Below are 16631 nucleotides of genomic sequence, written 5' to 3' on the forward strand. Positions count from 1 at the left end.
ACTAGGAGCCCTTCTGGGTCGTGTCGGGGCCGCCGTCGGCGGCTCCGGGGTGGGAGGGGGAGGAACGGAGGCCGGCGAGGCGCTGCAGCTCGGCGACCAGGTGCGCCCGGAGGGCGGGCTCGGCCACGCGGAGGTAGCTGTCGACGGTCTCGTCGCCGCGGGGCGACCAGGAGATCACGAGCAGGCCGCCCTCCTCGACGACGCGGTCGATCACGTAGCTGCCCTGGCCCGCTCCGCGCAGGAGGGAGGCCGGGATCACCGTCTCGCGCTCGCCGACGGGGGCGATCACGACGCCGCGCTCGTGGAGGCGCAGCACCGCGTTGCCGCGGAAGCCGAGCCCCGGCAGCACGACGCGCTCGAGCGGCTGCTCGAAGCGGGTCGTGGCCACGTACGGGAGGTCGACGCGCTCGACCTCGGCGCCCAGCGAGGACGCGGGCACGGGCTCCGGCGCGAGGGCGGCCGAGCGGCGGCGCCGCGCGCGCCAGGAGAGCAGCATGCCGACGAAGACGAGGACGACGACCGCGGCGATGACGATCGTGATCGCGGCCCTATCCACGGGAGGCCTTCGCGGAGGCGGCGACGACCGCCGCGTCGACGAGCTCGCCGTCCAGCACGGTCGGGAAGCCCCGGTGGAGGGTGGCGACGACGCGGCCCGGCAGCTCGCGACCGAGGTACGGGGAGTTGCCGCTGCGGCCGCGCAGGTCCTCGACGGAGAAGCGGCGTCGCGCCTCCGGGTCGTAGAGCACGACGTTCGCGGCGGCCCCGACGGCGAGGCCGCGGTCGTAGCCGTCGAGCCGGCCGATGCGGGCGGGGGCGGAGGAGAGCACGCGCGCGACGTCGGACCAGCTCATCCGCCCGTCCTCGACGACGGCGGCGTGCACCACGCTCAGCGCGCTCTCGAGGCCGACCATGCCGAACGCCGCGGCGTCCCACTCGCAGTCCTTCGCCTCGACCGGGTGCGGCGCGTGGTCGGTGGCGACGATGTCGATGGTGCCGTCGGCGAGGGCCTCGCGGAGGGCGAGCACGTCCTCGTCGCGGCGCAGCGGCGGGTTCACCTTGAAGCGGGCGTCGTAGCTCGGCCCGTCCTGGCCGGCGACGGCCTGCTCGGTGAGGAGCAGGTGGTGGGGGGTGACCTCGGCGGTCACGTCGATCCCCCGGGCCTTCGCCCAGCGGATGACGTCGACCGAGCCCGCGGTCGAGACGTGGCAGACGTGCAGGCGGGAGCCCACGTGCTCGGCGAGGAGCACGTCGCGGGCGATGATCGCCTCCTCGGCCACGGCGGGCCAGCCCTGCAGGCCGAGGGCGCTGGAGACGGCGCCCTCGTTCATCTGCGCGCCGACGGTGAGCCGCGGCTCCTGCGCGTGCTGGGCGACGACTCCGTCGAACGCCTTGACGTACTCGAGAGCGCGGCGCATCAGCAGCGCGTCCGAGACGCACTTCCCGTCGTCCGAGAAGACCCGCACGGCCGCGCGGCTGCGGGCCATCGCGCCGAGCTCGGCGAGCGACTCCCCCGCCAGACCCACGGTCACCGCGCCGATCGGGCGGACCGTCGCGTAGCCGGCGTCCTCGCCCAGGCTCTGCACCTGCTCGACCACGCCCGCGGTGTCCTGCACCGGCGAGGTGTTCGCCATCGCGAAGACGGCGGTGAAGCCTCCGGCGGCCGCAGCTCTCGTGCCGGTGAGGATCGTCTCGCTCTGCTCGAACCCCGGCTCGCGCAGGTGCGTGTGCAGGTCGACCAGGCCGGGCAGCGCCAGCAGGCCGTCGGCGTCGATCACGCGGGCCCCGCGCGAGTCGAGGTCGGCGCCGATCTCGACGATCACGCCCCCATCGATCAGCAGGTCGGCGGTCGACTCGTCGGCGAGCGTCGCTCCCGAGATCAGGATCCGCTCCGGCGCCGTGCTCTGAAGCGGCTGGGCAGTGCTCATCAGTGGACCTCCCGTTCGCCGGACAGCAGCAGGTAGAGCGCGGCCATCCGGACGGACACTCCGTTCGTGACCTGTTCGAGCACCGTGGAGCGGCTCGAATCGGCGGCCGCCGAGGAGATCTCGACGCCCCTGTTCATGGGTCCGGGGTGCATGACGATGGTATCGGGACCCAGCCGGGCGAGCCGCTCGTCGTCGAGGCCCCAGATCCGCGCGTACTCCCGGCCGTTGGGGAAGAACCCGCTCGACATCCGCTCGAGCTGGATGCGCAGGAGCATCACGACGTCGGGGAGCCCGGTGTCGATCGCCTCGTCCAGATCGAAGCGGATGGTCGCGGGCCAGTCGCGCGTGTCGACCGGCACGAGGGTCGGCGGTGCGACCAGGGTCACCTCGGCGCCCAGCGCCGTCAGCAGCCAGACGTTCGAGCGCGCCACCCGCGAGTGCAGGACGTCGCCCACGATCGTGACCGCGACGCCGTCGAGGCTCTTGCCGCGGGACGCGGAGGCGCCGTGCAGGCGCCGGCGGATGGTGAACGCGTCCAGGAGCGCCTGGGTCGGGTGCTCGTGGGTCCCGTCACCGGCGTTGAGGATCGACGCGTCGATCCAGCCGCTCGCCGCCAGAACCGCGGGGGCTCCGGAGGCGCTGTGGCGGATGACCACGCCGTCGGCGCCCATCGCGGCGAGCGTCTGCGCGGTGTCCTTCAGGCTCTCGCCCTTGGAGACGCTGGAGCCCTTCGCGCTGAAGTTGATGACGTCGGCCGAGAGCCGCTTCGCCGCCGCCTCGAACGAGATCCGCGTGCGGGTGGAGTCCTCGAAGAAGAGATTGACCACGGTCTTCCCGCGCAGGGTCGGCAGCTTCTTGACCTCGCGGTTCTGCACGTCCGCCATGTCCTCGGCGATGTCGAGGAGTGCGATCGCGCTCGCGCGGTCGAGGTCCCGGGTCGAGAGCAGGTGCTTCACGGAGCCGTCTCCTCGCCGGTGGCCTGCGACTCGATCGCGACCAGGTCCTCACCGTCCGTCTCGACGAGCCGGACGTTGATCCGCTCGCTCAGGCTGCTCGGCAGGTTCTTGCCGACGAAGTCCGCCCGGATCGGGAGCTCGCGGTGCCCGCGGTCGACCAGCGCGGCCAGCCGCACGGCCCGCGGACGGCCGATGTCGCTGAGGGCGTCCAGGGCGGCGCGGATGGTGCGGCCCGAGAAGAGGACGTCATCGACGAGGACCACGGTCCGGCCGTCGATGCTCGCGGGGACGGCGGTGCGCGCGGGGGTGCGGACCGGGTGCCGGGAGAGGTCGTCGCGGTACATCGTCACGTCGAGGGAGCCGGCGAAGACGGGGGGCCCGTCCGGCTCGATCCGCGCGATCGTCTCGGCGATGCGCCTCGCGAGGGCGACGCCGCGCGTCGGGATGCCGAGGACGACCAGCGACTCGGGGCCGCGGTTCGACTCGAGGATCTCGTGGGCGATGCGCGTCAGCGCTCGCGTGATGTCAGCGCCGTTGAGCACGATTCGTGCCGTCACACCGACCTCCTTCCCCGCCTCACAGGACGGCTGTTAAAGGAAAAGCCGTGTCGAGTATAGGGGCCGTCGCGCGGGCCGCCGGACGGCCTCCCCGGGAACGACCTCGGCCCGCCCGATCACGGGGATCCGGCGGGCCGAGCAGGTCTCCGGGGCGGGTCACGCCGTCGTGCGGGACTCCGCGACGGAGGCGAGGAGCCCGTTGATGAAGCCCGCCGAGTCGTCGGTCGACAGCGACGTGGCGGCCTCGACGGCCTCCGAGATGGCGACGCCGTCGGGCACCGCGTCGTTGTGCAGGATCTCCCACACCCCGATCCGGAGGATCGCGCGGTCGACCAAGGGCATGCGCGAGAGGGTCCAGCCCTGGGCTAGCCGGGCGATCAGCTCGTCGATCTCGTCGGCGTGGTCGATGACCCCGTCGACGATCTCGCGGGCGTAGAGCCACGAGGCCTCACGGGCCGGCTCGTTCGCCGCCCGCTCGGCCTCGGCGCGCAGCGACTGGGCGAAGCTGATCTGCCGCACGTCGGCGTTGTAGAGGATGTCGAGGGCGCGCTTGCGCGCCTTCGTGCGAGCACTCACGGGAGGCCCGGCTCAGCTGACGCGGCCGAGGTAGTCGCCCGTGCGGGTGTCGACCTTGACCTTCGTGCCCTGCTCGAGGAAGAGCGGGACCTGGATCTGGTAGCCGGTCTCGACCGTCGCGGGCTTGGTGCCGCCGGTCGAGCGGTCGCCCTGGAGGCCCGGCTCCGTGTAGGTGATCTCGAGGACGACCGAGGCGGGGAGGTCGATGTAGAGCGGGTCGCCGTCGTGCAGGGCGAGAGTCACGTTCTGGTTCTCGAGCATGAAGTTCGCCGCGTCGCCGACGACCGCCTCGGGGACGGTGATCTGGTCGTAGTCGCTGGTGTCCATGAACACGAAGTCCGCGCCGTCGCGGTAGAGGTACTGGAAGTCGCGGCGGTCGACGTTGGCCGTGTCGATCTTGGCGCCCGCGTTGAAGGTCTTGTCGACGACCTTGCCCGTGAGGACGTTCTTCATCTTGGTGCGGACGAAGGCGCCGCCCTTGCCCGGCTTGACGTGCTGGAAGTCGATGACGTTCCAGAGCTGGCCGTCGATGCTGAGGACGGTGCCGTTCTTGATGTCGGTGGTAGAGGCCATGCGAAGGGGGATCCGTTTCGGTGGAAGTCTGCGCCGGCGAGCCCGGTACGCGGGCGCGGCGATATCGGCCGGTCCGGCTGACCCGTCGAGTGTAGTCGACGCGGCCCCGTCGGCAGAGGAGTCTGGACGCCGCGTGCGAATCGCCCCACCGGTCCGCCGGAGCGCGAGACGGTGGAGGACCGACCCCGAGGAGGAGCACAGGGACGCCGTTCCCGCCGACACCGTCGTGCCGCCCTGGTACTCGATCGCGTTCATCGCCGTGCCGATCGTCATCGCCGTCGTGATCGTGCTCGTCGTGGTGCTGATCGTCGTGAACGTGCACCGGGCGCGCTCGCTCGGAGTGGATCCGCTGACCCTGCGGACCGAGGTCGCGGCCCGCTTCGCGCGCGAGGGTCCCGGCTCCGCCCGCCCGCTGGCGGACCGGCTCGCCGAGCTGGAGGCGCTGCGAGCGGCGGGCACGATCACCGAGGCCGAGTACGCCCAGGCGCGGAGGGCCGCCCTGGGCGGAGGCTGACGGCGCCGCCCGGGCTCAGCCGAGCCGGACCTACGATCCGATCTCCTGGTACGCCGCGAACAGCAGCGACGTCTCCGGCCCCTGCAGGATGCTCGGGCGGGCGATGTCGTCGAGGACCACGAAGCGGAGCATCCCCGCGCGGGTCTTCTTGTCGCGCTGCATCGCGGCGAGGAGCGTCTCCCATCGTCCGAGCGGGTAGCTCGTCGGCAGGGTCAGCGATTCGAGGACCCGGCGCTGGCGGTCCACGACCGCGTCGCTGAGCGATCCGGTCAGGCGCGAGAGCTCGGCCGCGAACATCATCCCGACGGAGACGGCCGCGCCGTGGCGCCACTGGTAGCGCTCGGCGTGCTCGACCGCGTGCCCGAGGGTGTGCCCGTAGTTCAGGATCTCGCGCAGGCCCTTCTCGGTGAAGTCCTCGCCGACGACCCGCGCCTTGATCCCGATCGACAGCTCGACCAGGCTGCGGAACTCCTCCGACGTCGGGTCGGTGGCCAGGTCGATGTCGGACTCGATGATGTCGAGGATGCGCGGCTCGGCGATCATCCCGTACTTCACGATCTCGCCGAAGCCGGCGAGGATCTCGTTGCGCGGGAGGCTGGTCAGCACGTCGAGGTCGGCGACGACCGCCCGCGGCGCGTGGAAGGCGCCGACGAGGTTCTTGCCCTCGGCCGTGTTGATGCCGGTCTTCCCGCCGACGGCCGCGTCGACCATCCCGAGCACGGTGGTCGGCACCTGCACCAGGTCGACCCCGCGGAGCCAGGTGGCGGCGACGAAGCCGGCCAGGTCGGTGATCGCGCCGCCGCCGAAGCCGACGACCGCGTCCGTGCGGGTGAAGTCCGACTGCCCCATCACCTGCCAGCAGAAGGCCGCCACCTCCACGCGCTTCGCGGCCTCGGCGTCCGGGACCTCGGCGAGCAGCACCTCGTAGCGCTCGAGCAGGCTCTCGCGGATCTCGGCGGCGAGGACCGCGAGGGTCGGCGGGTGCACGATGAGCACCTTCGCGGCCCGGGGGCCGATCGCGTCGGCGAGGCCGTCGAGGAGTCCGCGCCCGACGTGGATGTCGTAGCCGTTCTCTCCGGCGACGGGGATGGCGGTGGTGCCGTCGTTCATGACTGTCTTCCGCTCGGGCGGCTCGTGGCCGCCGGGTCCGATGGTGCAGGGGTGGCGGAGGGGCGCTGCGCGCGCACCCACTCCGCGATCTCGGCGGCGATCAGGGTGATCGGCCGCCGGGAGGTGTCGACCACGGTGTCCGCGAGGGACTCGTAGACCGGGCGCCGCTCGTCGAAGATGCGGACCCAGTCGCCGACCCCGCCGCGCACCAGCGGGCGGGAGCCGGAGCCGAGCCGGTCGCGGACGGCCTCGGCCGTGGTGGTGAGGAGCACGACGGGCACGTCCGCGAGGTCGGCGCGCGTCGCGGGATCGAGCACCGCTCCCCCGCCGAGGCTCAGCACCACGTCGCGGCGGACGGCGCGCTCGACGACGCGGCGCTCCTCGCGGCGGAAGGCCGGCTCGCCGTGGGCGTCGAAGTAGGGGGCGATCGGGCCGTGGGTGCGCACGAACTCCGCGTCGGAGTCGACGAAGCCGGCGCTCAGCGCCTTCGCGACCCGCTTGCCGATCGTCGTCTTGCCGGCCCCCATCGGGCCGATCAGGACGAGGCGGGCGCGGGCCGCGCCGGTATCGTGGCCCGCCATCAGCGCGCCGCCGAGGACGCGGCCATCAGGCGAGCCCGAGAGCCGGGTCGCTCGCGGCGGCCGTGCGGAGCTCGTCGGGGATGGCGGCGAGGTAGCCCTGCAGGTTGCGGCGGGTCTCGGTGACGCTGTCGCCGCCGAACTTCTCGAGCACGGCGTTCGCGAGCACCAGGGCGACCATCGCCTCCGCGACGACACCGGACGCCGGCACCGCGCAGACGTCGGAGCGCTGGTGGTGGGCGCCGGCCGCCTCGCCGGTGGCGACGTCGACGGTGCGCAGCGCGTGCGGCACGGTCGCGATCGGCTTCATGCCGGCGCGGACCCGCAGCACGGTCCCCGTGCTCATCCCGCCCTCGGTGCCGCCGGCCCGGTCGCTGGACCGGGAGATGCCGGCGTCGGACTGGAAGAGCTCGTCGTGCGCCTCCGAGCCGCGGCGGGTGGTGGTGAGGAAGCCGTCGCCGACCTCGACGCCCTTGATCGCCTGGATCCCCATCAGGGCCGCCGCGAGCTGGGAGTCGAGACGACGGTCCCAGTGCACGTAGGAGCCGAGTCCGGGCGGGAGATCGTACGCGAGGACCTCGACCACGCCGCCGAGGGTGTCGCCGTCGTCGTGGGCGCGGTCCACCTCGGCGACCATGAGGGCGCTGGTCGCGGCATCGTGGCAGCGCAGCGGATCCGCGTCCAGGGCGGCGACGTCGGCCGGGCCGGGCAGCGGCGAGCCCTCGGACACGCGGACAGGCCCGATGGCGAGGGTGTGGCTGACGAGCGAGACGCCGAGCTCGCCGAGGAAGCGGCGGGCGACGGCGCCGAGGGCGACGCGGGCCGCGGTCTCGCGGGCGGAGGCGCGCTCGAGCACGTTGCGGGACTCGGGGAAGCCGTACTTCTGCATCCCGACGAGGTCGGCATGGCCCGGGCGGGGCCGTGTGAGCGCGGCGCCGCGGCCCTTGGGCAGGCTCTCGGGGTCACGGGGCTCCGCCGACATGACGTCGACCCAGCGCGGCCACTCCGTGTTGCCGATGCGCAGGGCGATGGGGCTGCCCATCGTCGCTCCGTGCCGGACGCCGGAGGAGATCGTCAGCTCGTCCTGCTCGAAGTTCATCCGGGCTCCGCGGCCGTAGCCGAGCTTCCGGCGCGCCAGATCGGCGCGGATGTCGTCGAGGGAGACGGGGACGCCCGCCGGCAGTCCTTCGAGGACGGCGACGAGTTCGGGACCGTGGGATTCCCCGGCCGTGAGCCAACGGAGCATCCTCCGATTCTGGCACACGAGGTCAGTGCGCCGGACCCGCCGAGACGGCTCGGCGCATCGCCGCGAGCACCTCGTCCTCGCGATCGAGAGGCAGGACCGGGTCGCCGCCGACGAAGATCCGCACCTGCACGAGTGCCTGGTGGAGCAGCATCCCGAGCCCGGAGACGACCGGGGAGCCGCCCTGCTCCCAGCGCCGGGCGAGCGCGCTCGGCCACGGGGAGTACGCCACGTCGAACAGGGTCGAGCCCGCGACCGCCGCGTCGGGCACGTCGAGGCCGTCCGCCGCCCCGCCGGGGAGCGTCGAGATCACCAGTGGCGCTCCGGTGGACCAGTCGGCGAAGGAGCGGACCGAGAGCGGGACGCCGAGCGACTCCGCGAGCGGAGCGAGCTCGACGGCCCTCGACGCCGTCCGCAGGACGAGGTCGACCCGCGCCGCGCCGAGCTCGGCGGCGGCGGCCAGGGCGGAGGCGGCGGTCGCTCCCCCGCCGAGCACCTGGACGCGCTCCGCCGAGACGACGCCCGCCTCGGCGAGGGCGCGCACGATGCCCGCGACGTCGGTGTTGAACCCGCGGAGGCGGGGTGCCGGGCCGGAGCGGTCGACCAGCACGGTGTTGACCGCGCCGGTGACCCGGGCGACCGCGTCCTCCTCCGCCAGCAGCGGGCGCACCGCGTGCTTGAGCGGCATGGTCAGCGACAGTCCGTGCCAGGGCTCACCGGACACGACCTCGGAGAGGGTCGCCTCCGTCGTCTCGACGGCGCGGTAGCTCCAGTCGAGTCCGAGCACCCGGTAGGCGGCCGCGTGCAGCGCGGGCGACTTCGAGTGCGCGATCGGCGCGCCGAGGACCGCGAGGCGGTACCCGGCGGCCGTCACTGGTACTCCGGGTGGTCCCGCATCCAGGCCTGCCACTGGTCGACGGCCGCGTTGTGCTCGGCGTCGGTGGTGGAGTAGACCGTCTCGCCCGTCTCGAGGTTCACCGTGACGAAGTACATCCAGGTGCCGTCCGCGGGGTGCATGACCGCGTCGATCGCCACGTCGCCCGGGTTCGAGATCGGCGCGGGCGGCAGGCCGTCGCGCTGGTAGGTGTTGTAGACGTTGCCGGCGTCGTTCCGCTCGGCGTCCGTGGTCGAGACGCGGTCGGTCGCGCCGGTGCCGTACGCCACGGTCGCGTCCGACTGCAGGCGCCACCCCTGGTCGAGGCGGTTCTGGAACACGCGCGCGACCTTGGGGAAGTCCTCGGCGACGCGGGCCTCGCGCTGCACGAGGGACGCGAACACCACGACGCGGTAGCGGTCGTCCGCCGGCACGCCGGCCTGGTCGAGCGACTGGTACATCCGGTCGACCAGGGTCTTCAGGATGTCGTGCGCCGGCGTCGACGGGTCGATGTCGTAGGTCGCGGGGAACAGGAACCCCTCGAGGCTCGTCGCCCCGGCCGGGAGCCCGAACGAGCCCCAGTCGGCGGCGGCCGCCTCGAGGTCCGTCAGCGCGACCCCGGTGCCGTCCGCGATGAGCGGCAGCGCCTCCTTGAGCGCCGTCCCCTCGGGGATGACGAAGGTGTTCGCGAGGCGCGTCGACTCGGAGTCGAGCAGCGCCGACAGTGCGGCCTTGGCGCTCATCTCGGCCTTGAGCGAGTACGCGCCGGGCTGGAAGACGGGCTCCGGGCTCTGGGCGAGGAGCAGGTCGTAGAAGGGGTCGTACGACTTGATGACCCCGTCCGAGACGAGGTTGTTGGCGATGTCGCTGCCGCCGTCGCCCTGGTGGATCGTGAACAGCACCTCGCTCGAGCCGGTGCCGGTGAAGTCGGTCGGCTCGGGCTCGGCGAACAGGCCGCGCACGGGCTCGAGGAAGATCGTGACTGCGATGGCGACGAGCGCGGCGAAGACGCCGAAGGCCAGAAGCCCGCCGATGAGCCCGCGGCGGCTGCGGCGCTTCCTCGCGCCGCCCGTCGCGCGAGCCGCGCGGCGACGCTTCGGGCGCGCGTCCGGGTCGAACGCGGCCGCGTCGTCGCGGCCGCGGGGCTCGGGCACGTCGGGCCCGGTGAAGAGGCGGCCCAGCGGATCGTGCGCCTCAGTCGGCGCGGGCTGCTGCTCCGGAGTCGGGTCGGGCGGAGTCGGCTGCGCCTGCTCGGCGGCGCGGGCGTCGCGGCGGCTCGGGGGGACGTCGGTCACGGGGAGGTCCTTCGTTCGGTTCGAGCAGGACTCCGGCCGGGGTGCCGGCCGAGCGCTCGGAATCGATGGCGTGCTGCAGGATCACCACGGCGGCGACCTGGTCGATCACGGCTCGGGAGCCGCGGGTGGTGCGTCCGGAGCGGTGCAGGGCGCTCTGAGCGGTGACCGTCGACAGCCGCTCGTCGACGAGCCGCACCGGAGCGGTGGGCACCGCCTCGGCGAGCAGTCGAGCGAATCCGCGCGCGTCCTCCGTCGAGGCCGTCTCGGCCCCCGACAGCGACAACGGCAGTCCGACGATGATCGCCTGGGCATCGTACTCGGCGGCGAGGTGAGCGATCCGGGAGACGTCCGAGGATCCGCCGTCAGTGCCCGCCCGCGCGACCGTCTCGACGGGCACCGCGAGCAGGCCGTCGGCGTCGCAGCGGGCGACCCCGATGCGGGCACGGCCCACATCGATGCCGAGCCGGACGCCGAACCGGCTCATTCAGCTGGTCGCTTCCTGCACCACGGCCTCGAGCGCCGCGCCGATGGCGGAGACGTCGGAGCCGCCGCCCTGGGCGAGGTCGTCCTTGCCGCCTCCGCCGCCACCGAGGATCCCGGCGGCGCGCCTGGCGAGCGCACCCGCGCGGCGGCCCTGGTCGCGGGCGGCCTGGTTGGTGGCGACGATCACCGCGGGCTTGCCCGAGACGTCGGCGGCGAGCGCGACGACGGCCGGCTCCTGGCCGAGCCGCTCGCGGACGGAGGTCACGAGGGAGCGCAGCTCGTCGGTCGATCCGGCGGAGCCGATGCTCTCGGCGACGACGGTCGTGCCGCCCACGGTGCGGCCGGTCGCGGCGAGGGCGGGCACCCGGTCGGCGAGGGCCTTGGCCTCGAACGCGGCGATCCGCTTCTCAGCGGCCTTGAGGCTCGCGACGAGCTCGCCGATCCGCTCGGGGAGCTGCTCGCGCGGGGTCTTCAGCGAGGACGAGATCGTGCTGACGAGGGCGCGCTCGGCGGCGAGCTCCTGGAAGGCCTCGCGGCCCACGAGCGACTCGACGCGGCGGTTGGTCGATCCGACCGAGGACTCGCTGACCAGGCTGATCACGCCGACCTCGGACGACCGCCCGACGTGGGTGCCCGCGCAGAGCTCGCGCGACCAGGGCCCGCCGATGTCGACCACGCGGACGACGTCGCCGTACTTCTCGCCGAAGAGGGCCATCGCGCCGAGCGCCTTCGCCTCGTCGATCGGGAGCTCGCGCGTGACGACCTCGAGGTTGTCACGGATCGCCGTGTTGGCGATCTCCTCGATCTCGCTGCGGGTCTCGAGCGAGAGGGCCTGGTTCCACGAGAAGTCCAGGCGCAGGTAGCCCGCCTTGTTGTAGGAGCCGGACTGGTGCGCCTGCGGACCGAGCACCTGGCGCAGCGCGGCGTGGATGAGATGCGTGCCCGAGTGCGCCTGCGTGGCGCCCCGGCGCCAGTCGCGGTCGACGACGGAGGTGGCGGCGTCGCCCACTCCGACCTCGCCGCTGGCGACCTGGACCTTGTGGCTGATGAGCCCCTTGACGGGCTTCTGCACGTCGAGGACCTCGAGATCGAAGCCGGAGCCGACGATGCGGCCGGCGTCGGCCTCCTGGCCGCCCGACTCCGCGTAGAGGCTGGTCGCCTCGAGGATCACCTCGGCGATGTCGCCCGCGACCGCCTTCGTGACGGAGTGCCCGCCGACGATGAGGCCGAGGATGCGCGTCTCGGTGTCGAGCACGTCGTAGCCGGTGAACAGCGTCTCGCCGTGGGCGCGGAAGTCGGCGTAGACCGAGAGATCGGCCAGCGCCGACTTCTTCGACTTCGCGTCGGCCTTCGCACGCGTGCGCTGCGCGGTCATGAGGGAATCGAACGCCTCGCGGTCGACCGCCAGACCCGACTCCTCGGCGATCTCGAGGGTGAGGTCGATCGGGAACCCGAAGGTGTCGTGCAGGAGGAACGCGGTGTCGCCCGGCAGCGTCGGCGACTCGGCCTTCTTCGTCTTCAGGACCGCGAGGTCGAGGATCTCGGTGCCGGCCGCGAGGGTGCGCAGGAACGCCTCCTCCTCGCCGTAGGCGCTGGTCGAGAGGCGCTCGAACTCCGTGGACACCTCGGGGTAGGCCGACGCCATCGCGTCGCGCGAGGCGGCGAAGAGCTCGGGGAACGTCGCGGTGTCCACTCCGAGCAGGCGCATGGCGCGCACCGTGCGGCGCATCAGGCGGCGGAGGATGTAGCCGCGCCCCTCGTTGGACGGCGTCACGCCGTCCGACAGCAGCATCAGCGAGGAGCGCACGTGGTCGGCGATGACGCGCATGCGGACGTCGTCCTCGTGGACGGCTCCGTAGCGGCGGCCCGAGAGCTCGGCGGCGCGATCGAGGACCGGACGGACCTGGTCGATCTCGTACATGTTCTCGACGCCCTGCTTGAGGAAGGCGACGCGCTCGAGGCCCATGCCGGTGTCGATGTTCTTGCGCGGCAGCTCGCCGAGGATGTCGAAGTCGACCTTGCTCGTGCCCTCGCCGCGGAGGTACTGCATGAAGACGAGGTTCCAGATCTCGACGTAGCGGTCGTCGTCCGTCGCCGGGCCGCCGTCGATCCCGTAGGCGGGGCCGCGGTCGAAGAAGATCTCGGAGCAGGGGCCCGCGGGGCCGGGCTGGCCGGTCGACCAGTAGTTGGTGTCCTTGTCCAGGCGCTGGATGCGCTCGTCCGGCAGTCCCGCGATCGTCTTCCAGAGCGCGATCGCCTCGTCGTCGTCCTTGTAGACGGTGACCCAGAGGTCCTTCTCGTCGAAGCCCAGTCCCCCGTCGCTCTCGGCGCCGGTGAGCAGCTCCCAGGCGTAGCCGATCGCCCCCTCCTTGAAGTAGTCGCCGAAGGAGAAGTTGCCGTTCATCTGGAAGAAGGTGCCGTGACGAGGCGTCTTGCCGACCTCCTCGATGTCGTTGGTGCGGATGCACTTCTGCACGCTGGTGGCACGCGGGTAGGGCGCGGGGACCACTCCGGTGAGGTAGGGCACGAACGGCACCATGCCGGCGACGGTGAAGAGGAGGCTCGGGTCCTCGCTCACGAGGGAGGCGGAGGGGACCACGGTGTGGCCGCGGCTCCCGAAGAAGTCGAGCCAGCGGTTGCGGATGTCTGCGGTCTGCATGGGTTCCGTTACGGTTCGGTCGGTGACGACGCGGATGTCGGGCGGCGGGGCGTCAGCCCTCGCCGATGGCGGCCTTCAGTTCGGCCTCGCGCTGGTGGTAGCCCTCGGAGACGGCCTCGCCGAGCTCCTTCGCGGTGCGGTTGATGTCGGCGAAGAGCCGGGCGCCCGCCTCGGTGCGCGAGACCTGGTGGGCGACCGCGAATCCGAGGCCGATCCCGATGACGATCAGGAGGATGTTCTTCACGGGGTGTCCTTCCACAGCGGCGGGGCGGGCGCGACGGCGCGACGACCCGTTCGATTCTAGGGCGCGGGCGCGGCGCTACTTCGAGCGCGGGCGCTTCGTGCGCTTCGCGGCGGAGCGGCCGACCGCGGCTCCGGCCTTGTCGGCCGTCCGTCCGGCGACGAGCACGGCGCGGACTCCGGCGGTGAAGCCGGCGAGCTTGATGAGCGGACCGCCGACGGTCGCGGCCGTGAGGGCGACGAGCGCGTTGACGTTGCCGGTGACCTCGGCGACGTCCTTGGTGATCGTGTCCACCCGCGCGAGCTGGTGGTTGGCCTCGCGGAGAGTGGAGGCCGACTCGTCGAGGATCGGCGTCAGTCCGTCGCTGGCCTGCTTGATGGCCTCGCTCGTGCTGTCGAAGACGCGTCCGAGCTTCCAGAGCGGGACGGCGGTGATCGCCACCAGGATCGCGAACACCCCCGCGGCGATGAGCCCTGCGATGTCTCCACCGGTCACGGTGACCTCCGTTCGATGCCGCCCAGCGCGGCACTCCAGCCTACCGACGGGCCGCGAGAGGGACGGGCGCTCGGCTCGGGCGCGACGGCCGGATCGGGCGCAGCGCGGGACTCTCGGAGCGCGGCGGGCACTCCGGATCGCGACCCCGGGAACGGGAAAGGCCCCGGTGCGCACACCGGGGCCTTTCTCTGCGGGGCTGGACTCAGCGGGCCGCGTAGTACTCGACGACGAGCTGCACTTCGCAGGTCACGGGGACCTCGGCGCGCTTCGGGCGGCGCAGGAGCGTCGCCTGCAGCTTGTCGATCTCGACCTCGAGGTAGCCCGGGGTCTTGGGGAGGACGTCGACGTGTCCACCGGCGGCGGCGACCTGGAAGGGCTCGGTGCCCTCGGAGCGGGTCTTGACGTGGATGACCTGGCCCGGCTTCACGCGGAAGGAGGGGCGGTCGACCGTCTTGCCGTCCACCATGATGTGGCGGTGGGTGACGAACTGGCGGGCCTGCGCGGTGGTACGGGCGAAGCCCGAGCGCAGGACGAGGGCGTCGAGGCGCATCTCGAGGAGCTCGACCAGGTTCTCACCGGTCAGGCCCTGGGTGCGGCGCGCCTCCTGGAAGGCGATGCGGAGCTGCTTCTCGCGGATGCCGTACTGGGCGCGCAGACGCTGCTTCTCACGCAGGCGGACCGCGTAGTCGGAGTCGGCCTTGCGCTTCGAGCGGCCGTGCTCGCCGGGAGCGTAGGGACGCTTCTCGAGGTAGCGGGCGGCCTTCGGGGTCAGGGGGATGCCGAGGGCGCGCGAGAGGCGCGTCTTCGAGCGGGTACGGGACGTGGTCGACACAGTGGTCCTTCCAAGGTCTGAGAGGTTCGGTCGCAGCTCTCGACCGCCGGCTCCGGGAGGAGGGCGGACGCCGCGGTCGTGTCCTCCGCGGGTGCGGGGGAAGGGTGACCGCAGTGGCGGGCTGCGCGATTCAGAGGGATGCGCTGCTCCGCTCGGCTACAGAGCGGTGGGCAACCTCGCAAGACTATCAGGCCACGGCCTCCCGTGCGGGTCGCGCGAGTTCGCGGTCGGCGCGGTCAGCCCCGGTCGCCGCGGATGATGCGCAGGAGCTTCGCCAGTCGTGCGGAGACGTCGCGCTCGTTGCCGTGCTCGGTGGGCCGGTAGTACCGCGCGCCCTGGAGCGGGTCCGGGAGGTACTGCTGCTCGAGGACGCCGAGGTCGGCGTCGTGCGGGTACCGGTAGCCCTTCCCGTGGCCGAGCTTCTTGGCGCCGGGGTAGTGCGCGTCGCGCAGGTGCGCCGGCACCCGGCCCGCGCGGCCCGCGCGCACGTCCGCGATGGCCGCGTCGATGGCGGAGTAGGACGCGTTCGACTTCGGGGCGGTCGCCAGGTGCACGACCGCCTGGGCGAGCGGGATGCGCCCCTCCGGCATGCCGATGAACTGCACGGCGTCGGCCGCGGCGATCGCGACGACGAGCGCCTGCGGGTCGGCCATGCCGATGTCCTCGGACGCGGAGACGATGATGCGGCGGGCGATGAACCGCGGATCCTCCCCCGCCTCGATCATCCGGGCCAGGTAGTGCAGCGCCGCGTCGACGTCCGAGCCCCGGATGGACTTGATGAAGGCGCTGATGACGTCGTAGTGCTCGTCGCCGTTGCGGTCGTAGCGCAGCAGGGCGCGGTCGACGGCGCGCGCGACGACCTCGGTCGTGATCACGGGGAGCGCGGGCTCCTCGGCGGCGGCCTCGACGGGAGCGCCCTCGTCGTCCTCGTCCTCCTCGTCCGGGTCCTCCGCGGCGGCGGCGCGGGCGACCCGGTCGGCCTCGCGGGCCTCCGAGCGGGCGGAGGTGGCGGCGGCCTCGAGCGCGGTCAGCGCCCGCCGGGCGTCTCCGGAGGCGAGCCGCACGATGCTCGCCCGGGCCTCCTCCTCCAGCGTCACCGAGTCGCGCAGACCCCGCTCGTCGTGCAGGGCGCGGTCGACCAGGACGCCCAGGTCGTCGTCGCTGAGCGGCTCGAGGGTCAGCAGGAGCGAGCGCGAGAGCAGCGGCGCGATCACCGAGAACGAGGGGTTCTCGGTCGTGGCCGCGATGAGGATGACCCACCCGTTCTCGACCCCGGGCAGCAGTGCGTCCTGCTGCGCCTTGGTGAAGCGGTGGATCTCGTCGAGGAAGAGCACGGTGGACGTGCCGTAGAGGTCGCGGGTGGAGAGTGCCTCCTCCATCACCTGCCGCACGTCCTTCACGCCCGCCGTGACGGCGGAGAGCTCGACGAAGCGGCGGCCGCTGGAGTGGGCCACCGCCTGCGCGAGCGTGGTCTTGCCCGTGCCGGGAGGGCCCCAGAGGATCACGGACACCGCTCCCCGCTCCCCCGTCGTGTCGGCGGCGAGGGCGACCAGGGGCGAGCCTGGCGTCAGGAGGTGGCGCTGGCCGGCGACCTCCTCGAGGCTGCGCGGCCGCATCCGCACGGCGAGCGGAGTCGCCCCGGAGCGGAGTCCGGCCTGCTGCATGGTCATGCCCCCAGCGTAACGACGGCCTCCGACAGAGCCCCGGCCCGACTGCCCGG

General features: G+C 72.9%; 17 protein-coding genes and 1 pseudogene. 1 reads left to right on the forward strand and 17 read right to left on the reverse strand.

Going from position 1 to position 16631, the window contains the following annotated elements; genetic code table 11:
* Position 1 precedes the first annotated feature (1 nt).
* From C5C46_RS00890 to efp, 6 genes are all read right to left on the reverse strand, one after another.
* Positions 2 to 556, reverse strand: a complete 555-nt coding sequence (locus C5C46_RS00890) for a hypothetical protein (protein ID WP_104225322.1) — start codon at positions 554 to 556, stop codon at positions 2 to 4.
* Positions 549 to 1925, reverse strand: coding sequence for a dihydroorotase (locus C5C46_RS00895; protein ID WP_104224748.1), 1377 nt, complete (start codon positions 1923 to 1925; stop codon positions 549 to 551). Before C5C46_RS00895 ends, C5C46_RS00890 begins: the two co-directional genes overlap by 8 nt.
* Entirely contained in the window at positions 1925 to 2881 is a 957-nt protein-coding gene (locus C5C46_RS00900) for an aspartate carbamoyltransferase catalytic subunit (RefSeq protein ID WP_104224749.1), read from the reverse strand. Before C5C46_RS00900 ends, C5C46_RS00895 begins: the two co-directional genes overlap by 1 nt.
* Complete coding sequence (pyrR, locus tag C5C46_RS00905) at positions 2878 to 3438, reverse strand: bifunctional pyr operon transcriptional regulator/uracil phosphoribosyltransferase PyrR (protein ID WP_104224750.1); 561 nt, start codon at positions 3436 to 3438, stop codon at positions 2878 to 2880. Before pyrR ends, C5C46_RS00900 begins: the two co-directional genes overlap by 4 nt.
* A 156-nt stretch (positions 3439 to 3594) precedes the next feature.
* On the reverse strand, positions 3595 to 4014 hold the full coding sequence (gene nusB / locus C5C46_RS00910; protein WP_104224751.1) for a transcription antitermination factor NusB: 420 nt from the start codon (positions 4012 to 4014) through the stop codon (positions 3595 to 3597).
* Positions 4015 to 4026: 12 nt separating this feature from the next.
* Positions 4027 to 4587: an elongation factor P gene (gene efp, locus C5C46_RS00915; RefSeq protein ID WP_068210208.1), complete on the reverse strand. Its 561-nt coding sequence runs from the start codon at positions 4585 to 4587 to the stop codon at positions 4027 to 4029.
* Positions 4588 to 4720: 133 nt separating this feature from the next.
* Between efp and C5C46_RS00920 the strand changes: the two genes are divergently transcribed.
* Positions 4721 to 5101 (forward strand): SHOCT domain-containing protein, encoded by a 381-nt coding sequence (locus C5C46_RS00920; protein WP_146078913.1) that lies wholly within the window; start codon positions 4721 to 4723, stop codon positions 5099 to 5101.
* A 30-nt stretch (positions 5102 to 5131) separates the two neighbouring features.
* Here the strand turns inward: C5C46_RS00920 and aroB are convergent, their stop codons facing one another.
* The 11 genes and pseudogenes from aroB to C5C46_RS00975 all read right to left on the reverse strand — a co-directional run bounded on the left by aroB (position 5132) and on the right by C5C46_RS00975 (position 16581).
* Complete coding sequence (gene aroB, locus C5C46_RS00925; RefSeq protein WP_104225324.1) at positions 5132 to 6211, reverse strand: 3-dehydroquinate synthase; 1080 nt, start codon at positions 6209 to 6211, stop codon at positions 5132 to 5134.
* Positions 6208 to 6792, reverse strand: coding sequence for a shikimate kinase (locus C5C46_RS00930; RefSeq protein ID WP_104225325.1), 585 nt, complete (start codon positions 6790 to 6792; stop codon positions 6208 to 6210). The genes aroB and C5C46_RS00930 overlap by 4 nt, the downstream gene beginning before the upstream one ends.
* A 25-nt stretch (positions 6793 to 6817) precedes the next feature.
* The gene (gene aroC, locus C5C46_RS00935) at positions 6818 to 8035 is read right to left on the reverse strand and encodes a chorismate synthase (protein ID WP_104225326.1); all 1218 of its coding nucleotides are present in this window, start codon (positions 8033 to 8035) and stop codon (positions 6818 to 6820) included.
* 22 nt (positions 8036 to 8057) lie between these two features.
* Entirely contained in the window at positions 8058 to 8906 is an 849-nt protein-coding gene (locus C5C46_RS00940) for a shikimate dehydrogenase (protein ID WP_258059240.1), read from the reverse strand.
* Positions 8903 to 10201: an endolytic transglycosylase MltG gene (gene mltG / locus C5C46_RS00945; protein ID WP_104225327.1), complete on the reverse strand. Its 1299-nt coding sequence runs from the start codon at positions 10199 to 10201 to the stop codon at positions 8903 to 8905. Before mltG ends, C5C46_RS00940 begins: the two co-directional genes overlap by 4 nt.
* A 10-nt stretch (positions 10202 to 10211) precedes the next feature.
* A pseudogene (gene ruvX, locus C5C46_RS00950) lies at positions 10212 to 10685 on the reverse strand (Holliday junction resolvase RuvX); the annotation flags it as partial.
* Positions 10686 to 13343: an alanine--tRNA ligase gene (gene alaS, locus C5C46_RS00955; protein WP_104225328.1), complete on the reverse strand. Its 2658-nt coding sequence runs from the start codon at positions 13341 to 13343 to the stop codon at positions 10686 to 10688.
* A gap of 52 nt (positions 13344 to 13395) precedes the next feature.
* Positions 13396 to 13587: a hypothetical protein gene (locus C5C46_RS00960; RefSeq protein WP_104225329.1), complete on the reverse strand. Its 192-nt coding sequence runs from the start codon at positions 13585 to 13587 to the stop codon at positions 13396 to 13398.
* Positions 13588 to 13662: 75 nt separating this feature from the next.
* Positions 13663 to 14079 (reverse strand): DUF948 domain-containing protein, encoded by a 417-nt coding sequence (locus C5C46_RS00965; protein WP_104224759.1) that lies wholly within the window; start codon positions 14077 to 14079, stop codon positions 13663 to 13665.
* A 202-nt stretch (positions 14080 to 14281) separates the two neighbouring features.
* Positions 14282 to 14911, reverse strand: a complete 630-nt coding sequence (gene rpsD, locus C5C46_RS00970) for a 30S ribosomal protein S4 (protein ID WP_068210518.1) — start codon at positions 14909 to 14911, stop codon at positions 14282 to 14284.
* Positions 14912 to 15147: 236 nt separating this feature from the next.
* Entirely contained in the window at positions 15148 to 16581 is a 1434-nt protein-coding gene (locus C5C46_RS00975) for a replication-associated recombination protein A (protein WP_104225330.1), read from the reverse strand.
* Positions 16582 to 16631: the final 50 nt, after the last annotated feature.

Origin of the sequence: Rathayibacter sp. AY1E6 (assembly GCF_002931115.1) — a bacterium.
Classification (GTDB): Bacteria; Actinomycetota; Actinomycetes; order Actinomycetales; family Microbacteriaceae; genus Rathayibacter.

Excerpts from the sequence above, each read along its gene's own strand:
- C5C46_RS00930 (WP_104225325.1), bottom strand. The coding sequence starts at position 6,792 with ATGGCGGGCCACGATACCGGCGCGGCCCGCGCCCGCCTCGTCCTGATC.
- efp (WP_068210208.1), bottom strand. The coding sequence starts at position 4,587 with ATGGCCTCTACCACCGACATCAAGAACGGCACCGTCCTCAGCATCGAC.
- aroB (WP_104225324.1), bottom strand. The coding sequence starts at position 6,211 with ATGAACGACGGCACCACCGCCATCCCCGTCGCCGGAGAGAACGGCTAC.
- alaS (WP_104225328.1), bottom strand. The coding sequence starts at position 13,343 with ATGCAGACCGCAGACATCCGCAACCGCTGGCTCGACTTCTTCGGGAGC.
- C5C46_RS00975 (WP_104225330.1), bottom strand. The coding sequence starts at position 16,581 with ATGACCATGCAGCAGGCCGGACTCCGCTCCGGGGCGACTCCGCTCGCC.
- aroC (WP_104225326.1), bottom strand. The coding sequence starts at position 8,035 with ATGCTCCGTTGGCTCACGGCCGGGGAATCCCACGGTCCCGAACTCGTC.
- C5C46_RS00895 (WP_104224748.1), bottom strand. The coding sequence starts at position 1,925 with ATGAGCACTGCCCAGCCGCTTCAGAGCACGGCGCCGGAGCGGATCCTG.